Origin of the sequence: Brevundimonas sp., from assembly GCF_036405315.1 — a bacterium.
GTDB lineage: Bacteria > Pseudomonadota > Alphaproteobacteria > Caulobacterales > Caulobacteraceae > Brevundimonas.
This window is the reverse complement of record NZ_DASWXW010000094.1, coordinates 1-6,144: the sequence shown is the minus strand read 5'-3', so window position 1 is coordinate 6,144 and position 6,144 is coordinate 1. Positions and strand designations below refer to the sequence as shown.

Genomic DNA, 6,144 nt, shown 5'->3' with positions numbered 1-6,144 from the left:
GGACGACGCGCTGACGCTCTACCGCCTCGGCCGCCTCCTGGCGAGGAGAGGCGACCACGCCGAAGCGGCGCCGCTGTTCTCCCGCTCGGTGGCGATCGAGCCCTGGGGCGAGAACGCCTGGATGAAGCTGGCGCTGTCGCTTCAAGCTCTGGGAGACGACGCCGCGGCGCTCAAAGCCTGTCGCGAGGTCGTCCGCTTGCAGCCTGAGAATGAAGAGGCCAAGCGGCTGACCCTGCAACTTGTGCTTTCGACCCAACGGGCGCCGGCCGCAATCAGGCTGTCGTCGGGTCAACCCGCCGGGGTCGCGTTCAGCGGTGGCCCGACTCCCGACTGGATGCGGATCGGGCCGGCGGCTGGGGCGCCCCTCAAACCGTCGGCGCGCCCGCACACCCCTGAAGCGCGCGCCTGACCTCCCCTGCCCCGGCGCCGGACACGCCGACTTCCCTTCCGTGCATAACGGCGGTTAAGCTGGCGCTCAGTAGGGGGAAGATCTCATGTCACGTCGCCGTATCGCCACGCGTCCGTTGCTCGCGCTCAGCCTGGTTCTGGCCGCCGCGGCCACGCCCGTCATGGCCCAGCAGAGCCCCCCGACGCAGGAGACCGTCCTAGGCCATGCGCCAGGCACGCGCATCACCCGCCCGGCCGAGGTGCGCCGCTATTTCGAGGCCCTGCGCGCCTCGGCGCCCAACCGCATGGTCATGGGCGAGTATGGCGCGACCTGGGAAGGCCGCCCGCTGTTCTGGGCCGCTGTCGGCTCGCCCGCCAACATCGCCCGGCTGGATCAGATCAAGGCCGCGACGCGGGCCCTGGGCGACCCGCGCCGCACCTCGCCGGAGCAGGCCCGCGCCCTCATCAACGACACCCCGGTCATCGTCTGGATGGCCTATTCGGTGCATGGCAACGAGATCAGCCCGGCCGACGCCGCTATGGCCGCCGCGCGTCGCCTGATGGACGCCTCCGACGCCGAGGCGCAGGGCTGGATGCAGAACGCCGTGGTCGTCTTCGTGCCGACCCAGAACCCCGACGGGCGCGACCGCTTCATCACCACCTTCGAGGCCGGCCTGGGCGCCCAGCCCAACCCCGATCCCCTGTCGGCGGAACGGTCAGAGCCCTGGCCCTCGGGCCGCTATAACCACAACCTGTTCGACCTGAACCGCGACTGGTTCATCCAGTCCCAGCCGGAAACCCAGGGCCACGCCGCCCTGATCCGCGACTGGCGGCCCCAGGTCCTGGTCGATTCCCACGAGATGGGCACGGACTCGAGCTTCTTCTTCCCGCCCGAAGCCAATCCGCTGAACCCGTGGATCTTCCCCCAGATCCTCGACGCCCGCGAACGCTTCGGCCGCAACAACGGCGCGCGCTTCGACCAGGCCGGTCTGGCCTATTTCACCCGTGAAACCTACGACGCCTTCTATCCCGGCTATGGCGACGGCTGGCCGGCCTATTTCGGCGCCGTCTCCATGACCTATGAGCAGGGGTCGTCGCGCGGCCTGATGGCGCTGCGCCGCAGCGGCGAGGTCATCACCTACGCCGACACGGTCAAGGGCCACCTGACCGCCAGCCTGTCGACCATCGAGACCGCCGCCCGCGACCGCGAGAAGCTGCTGAACGATTTCTACGCCTTCCACCGCGACGGGGTGGCGGGACGCGGCGCCTATGTCCTCTCGCGTTCCGCCGCCGTCGATCCGGCCGCCGCCGACAAGCTGGCGGGCCTGCTGGTGCGCTCCGGCATCGAGGTTGGGCGCGCCACGGCCTCCTTCTCGGCCTGCGGCCAGAATTATCGCGCAGGCGACTTCGTGGTGAACCTGTCCCAGCCCCAGCGCCGCATGGCCGAGGTCCTCTTGGCCAAGGAGGTGCCTCTGGACCCGAAGTTCGTGGCCGAACAGGAGGCCCGCCGGGCGCGCGGTCTGGGCGACGAAATCTATGACCTGACCGGCTGGTCCATGCCCCTGCTGTTCAACGTCCCGACCCAGAAGTGCGCGGGCGTCCCCTCGGTCCAGACCACGGCGGTCGGCCCCGAACTGATCCGCCCGGTCGCGGTGGTCGGAAACGACGCCGCCTACGGCTATGCGGTCAATCCCGGCACGGCGGGGATGCGCTTCCTGACCGCCGCCCTGAAGGAAGACCTGCCGATCCGTTCGATCGAGGAGGCCTTCACCCTGGACGGCAAGGCCTATGCCGGCGGCGCCTTCATCGTGCCGCGCGCCGGGTCGCCCGCCGACCTGGACGAGCGCGTGCGCCGCATCGCCGCCGCCAGCGGGGCCGAGGTCACGGCACTGGCCACCTCCTGGGTGTCCAGCGGCCCCAACGTCGGTTCGGACTACGCCGTCAGCATCAAGGCCCCGCGCGTGGCCATGGCCTGGGACGACCCCACCGACGCCGAGTCCGCCGGCTCCATCCGTCATGTGCTGGAGCGCGAATACGGCTGGCCGGTCACGGCGGTCCGCACCCGCCGCCTCGGCTCAGCCGACCTGTCGCGCTATCAGGTGCTGATCCTGCCCTCGGGCGGCAATTATGAGAAGATCCTCGGCGCGGACGGCGTCGCCAGCTTGCGCGCCTGGGTCCAGTCGGGCGGCGTCCTGATCGGCGTCGGCTCGGCCAGCCGCCTGCTGACGGACCCCGACGCCAAGCTGCTGGACAGCCGTCGCGAGACCGCCGTCGTCCCCGAGGGCGACAAGCCGGAAACGGGTTCGGGCGCCACGACGCCGGGGACCGAAATCCCCTCCGAGGCCGACTATCTGGACCGCACCAACCACCACGGCTCGCCCGATTCCGTGGCCGGGGTCCTGGCCCACGCCGTCGTGGATCAGGAGCACTGGCTGGGCGCCGGCGTCGCGCGCGATCTCAGCGTCATGGTGCGCGGCTCGGACATCTATACGCCCCTGACCCGCGAGCAGGGGACCAATGTGGTGCGTCTGGCCGGACCGGACAGCGTGCTGGCCTCGGGCCAACTCTGGGCCGAGAACCGTCGCCAGCTGGCCTACAAGCCGGTGGCCATGGCCTCGGAGCTGGGTCGCGGCCAGGTCGTCGCCTTCACCCAGGACGTGACCATGCGCGCCTTCCTGGAAGGGCTGAAACCGCTCTTCCTCAACGCCGTCTTCCGCGGCCCGGCGCATACGTCGGGCGGCAACGGCGAGGATCGGCGGTGATCCCCGGCGCCGGGTGGGGACGAAACGCCGCCGCCGTCGCGGCGCTCGTCCTGCTCGGCGCCTGCTCGACCTTCCCCAAGGGCCCGCCCCTGATCGGCTATGATCCGGCGCCCTATGGCGACGCCTTCCGCGCCGCCGCGGCGGAGGCCGTCCTGCGCGACGCCCTGGGCGAAAGCGTCTACGCGGCCTTCGGCGACGAAGCCTATCGCCTGTCGAGCCCGGGCCTGTGCTCGCCCGCGACCCTTGCGGACTTCGTCGCCGGACGTCGCGGCTGCGCCATCCTGAGGCCCGCCGACGGCCCGGACTGTCGCGAGACGGACCTGTGCCTGCGCTTCGTCATGGATCGCGACCTGGCCCGCGACCCGCGCGTCCGATCCGCCATCGAGCGCGCCCTGCTGCGCCCCTGCGCGACCCTCACGCCGCCGAAAGGCCTGCCCTACGCCCGCTGGCCCTCGGCGGCCGGCAAGCCGGCCTGCGCGTCCTGGACCCTGCTGCGATGCGATCGCCGCCGCCAGGTCACAGGCTCGGCCGCCGCCCTGGACGAAGGCGGCGGTCAGACCGTCGTCCGGCTGAGCTTCGCCCTGACGCCCGCGCGTTAGCGACGGCCGCTCAGCTTCGCGTCGCCAGCGGCGGCGCCGCCGTCACGGCGAGAACCGTGGGCGCGGTCAGCGGGCGGTCGCAGGCCGCCTCGATCACCCGGCCCTCGCGCGTCTCATAGCGCACCGGCAGGGACTCCGCGCAGCGCGCCTGGACCGCGCGGAACATGGCCTCGCTCTCCGTCATCGGATCGAGGGCCTCAACCGACGCGATCTTGGGATCGCCCGACAGGACGCCGCAGCGGTCGCCCGTGTCGAGGCGTATGCCGTCCTCATTCGTGTAGTAGCCGATGGAACCGGTGCACAGCCCTTCGGCGACGTGCCACAGGGCCGCTGTCTGATAGTCAGACGGAGCCGGCCGGTTCTCCAGCCTCACCCCCAGCGCCGCCAGCCGCGCATCGACGGCCGCCCAGCGTGCGGCGCCCGGTCCGTCCATCAAGGCGGCGACGGCGCTGTCCGGCGCCAGCAGAGCGCGGAAGTCCGCCACGCCGTAGCCGTCCCCGGCGCGTCCGGCGGCCAGAAGGGCCTTCCACAGATCGAGGACGTCGCGCGCGCCGCCCGACGCCCGGCGCGTCTCCAGATCGGCGATCCACTGAACCACCACCCCGCAATTGTAGACGGACGAACCCGACTTCAGTTTTCGAGCCTCGTAATCCGCGTCGCCCAGCGTCTTGCGGCAGCCGTTCAGCCTCTGCGTCAGCGACGCCCGCGCCTGAGCTTCGTCGATCACCCCGGTCGAGACGGCGGCGACCAGGGCGCCGTATTCGGCCCCGCCCTCATGCAGCCAGGGGGCCGCATCGCCGTCCGTCGTTTCCACCCCGTGGCCGTTCCACAGGTGAAAGGCTTCATGCCAGACGAAGGTCCCCAAAGGGACCGCCACGTCCGGCGGCGGCGAGGCCCACATGTCGCCGTGGAACCGCAGCGAGATGACGCCCGTATCGGTCACGTCGCCGCGATAGGACGTCGGCCCAGGACTGTCTGTCGAGATGATCAGCGTCGGCTCGATCGGCAGGACATGATCCAGCCGCGCGCCGTAGAATTTTTGCGCCGCGAAATAGCCGTCGCGCAACAACCCGGTCAGCGCAGGCGGAGCGGAGGCGCTGGTCACGACCACGGCGCCGTTGCGGCGCATCACCGCCTCCTGCGGCCCCAGATAGACATAGCCCTTGACCGCCTCCCCCGTCGGCAGGGTCGCCTCCCCCGCGACCGGGCGCGCGGTCAGGACGGCGTCCATGCCCTGCAGTTCCAGCCCCGGCCCATAGAGGACGTGACCCGCCCCCACGCGGGTTAGACTCATGTAGATGCGGTCCACCTCGGCGGCGTCGGGCGCGATCTGGATCTCGAAGCTGTCGAAGGGTTCGGCGCCCTCAACCGCGCCGTCCTTCAGCGTCAGGCCCGGCGTTGTCACGGTCCACAGGTCGCGGATGACGCTGGTCGCGAAGAAGGCGACCCGCGTGGTCGGCTCGGCCAGCCGCCAGGTCACGACCACGCCGCCCGGCGCGGTGCGCGCTTCGATGGTCGCGGCCTGTTGGGCCAGGGCGGGCGCCGCCGCGCCGCAGGCCATCGCCACGGCGGCGAACGCGCCCGCCAGTCTCATGCTCATGGTGTTTTCCCTCCAACGCCCCGAAGGAAAGAAGCTTGGCCTTAATGGCGGAATTTGGTCAACCAGCGTTCAATCAGCCGCGCGGCGACCTCGGTCGCCCAGCACCATCGACACGACCGTGCAATTTTATCCGTCAATTCAACATGACGCCAAGCTTGGACTGCGATAGCAGACGCGCGAAACGCTGGCCGGACGCCAGCGCCTGAGGAATTCAGAGTGCGGAAACTCGCCCCCCTGCTGATCGCGCTGTTTCTGAGCGTGGGCTTCGCCCACCCCGCCTTCGCGATGCAGATCTTCGTCAAGACGCTGACCGGAAAGACGATCACGCTCGATGTCGAAGGCAATGACACGATCGAAGACGTGAAAGCGAAGATCCAGGACAAGGAGGGCATCCCCCCGGATCAACAACGCCTGATCTTCGCCGGCAAAGAGCTCGACGAAGGGCGCACGCTGGCCGACTACAACATCCAGAAGGACAGCACCCTGCATCTGGTTGCGGTTCAGCCGCCGGCGGCGGTTCCGACGATGTCGGAGTGGGCCATGATCCTGCTGGGCGTGTCGCTGGCCGGCGGCGCGGCCTTCCACCTTCAGCGGCGGCGACCAGCCCAGGCTTAGTCGTCAGTCAGCCTCCGCCGCCTCGCCGCCCTGCACCATGCGCGTCACGGCCATGTCGGCGGTGACATTGCCCAGGGTGCGGAAGATGTCGGGGATGACCTCGACCGCCAGCAGCAGGGGCAGCATCTCCAGCGGCACGCCCATGGCGATGCAGATGGGGGCGATGGAGGCGAAGAAGCTG

General features: G+C 70.3%; 6 protein-coding genes. 4 read left to right on the top strand and 2 right to left on the bottom strand.

From position 1 onward, the window contains the following. From VGE49_RS05860 to VGE49_RS05850, 3 genes are all read left to right on the top strand, one after another. The coding region (locus tag VGE49_RS05860; protein ID WP_331033626.1) for a bacterial transcriptional activator domain-containing protein at window positions 1-409 on the top strand (409 nt) is incomplete at its 5' end. A gap of 85 nt (window positions 410-494) precedes the next feature. Next, window positions 495-3,149 (top strand): M14 family metallopeptidase, encoded by a 2,655-nt coding sequence (locus VGE49_RS05855; RefSeq protein ID WP_331033625.1) that lies wholly within the window; start codon window positions 495-497, stop codon window positions 3,147-3,149. Further along, a complete protein-coding gene (locus VGE49_RS05850) occupies window positions 3,146-3,748 on the top strand; it encodes a hypothetical protein (RefSeq protein ID WP_331033624.1) in 603 nt (200 codons plus the stop codon). The genes VGE49_RS05855 and VGE49_RS05850 overlap by 4 nt, the downstream gene beginning before the upstream one ends. Before the next feature lie 10 nt (window positions 3,749-3,758). Here VGE49_RS05850 and VGE49_RS05845 read toward each other — a convergent pair whose 3' ends face one another. Continuing rightward, a complete protein-coding gene (locus VGE49_RS05845) occupies window positions 3,759-5,348 on the bottom strand; it encodes a hypothetical protein (RefSeq protein ID WP_331033623.1) in 1,590 nt (529 codons plus the stop codon). A gap of 216 nt (window positions 5,349-5,564) precedes the next feature. On the opposite strand from VGE49_RS05845, the gene VGE49_RS05840 reads away from it, so the two are divergent. After that, complete coding sequence (locus tag VGE49_RS05840) at window positions 5,565-5,963, top strand: IPTL-CTERM sorting domain-containing protein (RefSeq protein WP_331033622.1); 399 nt, start codon at window positions 5,565-5,567, stop codon at window positions 5,961-5,963. 3 nt (window positions 5,964-5,966) lie between these two features. Here the strand turns inward: VGE49_RS05840 and VGE49_RS05835 are convergent, their stop codons facing one another. Further along, window positions 5,967-6,113, bottom strand: coding sequence for a cation:dicarboxylate symporter family transporter (locus VGE49_RS05835; protein ID WP_473964837.1), 147 nt, complete (start codon window positions 6,111-6,113; stop codon window positions 5,967-5,969). Between the last annotated feature and the right edge of the window lie 31 nt (window positions 6,114-6,144).

Bases quoted from the DNA above. Each gene is read 5' to 3' on its own strand.
- VGE49_RS05855 (WP_331033625.1), top strand. From the start codon at position 495: ATGTCACGTCGCCGTATCGCCACGCGTCCGTTGCTCGCGCTCAGCCTG.
- VGE49_RS05845 (WP_331033623.1), bottom strand. From the start codon at position 5,348: ATGAGCATGAGACTGGCGGGCGCGTTCGCCGCCGTGGCGATGGCCTGC.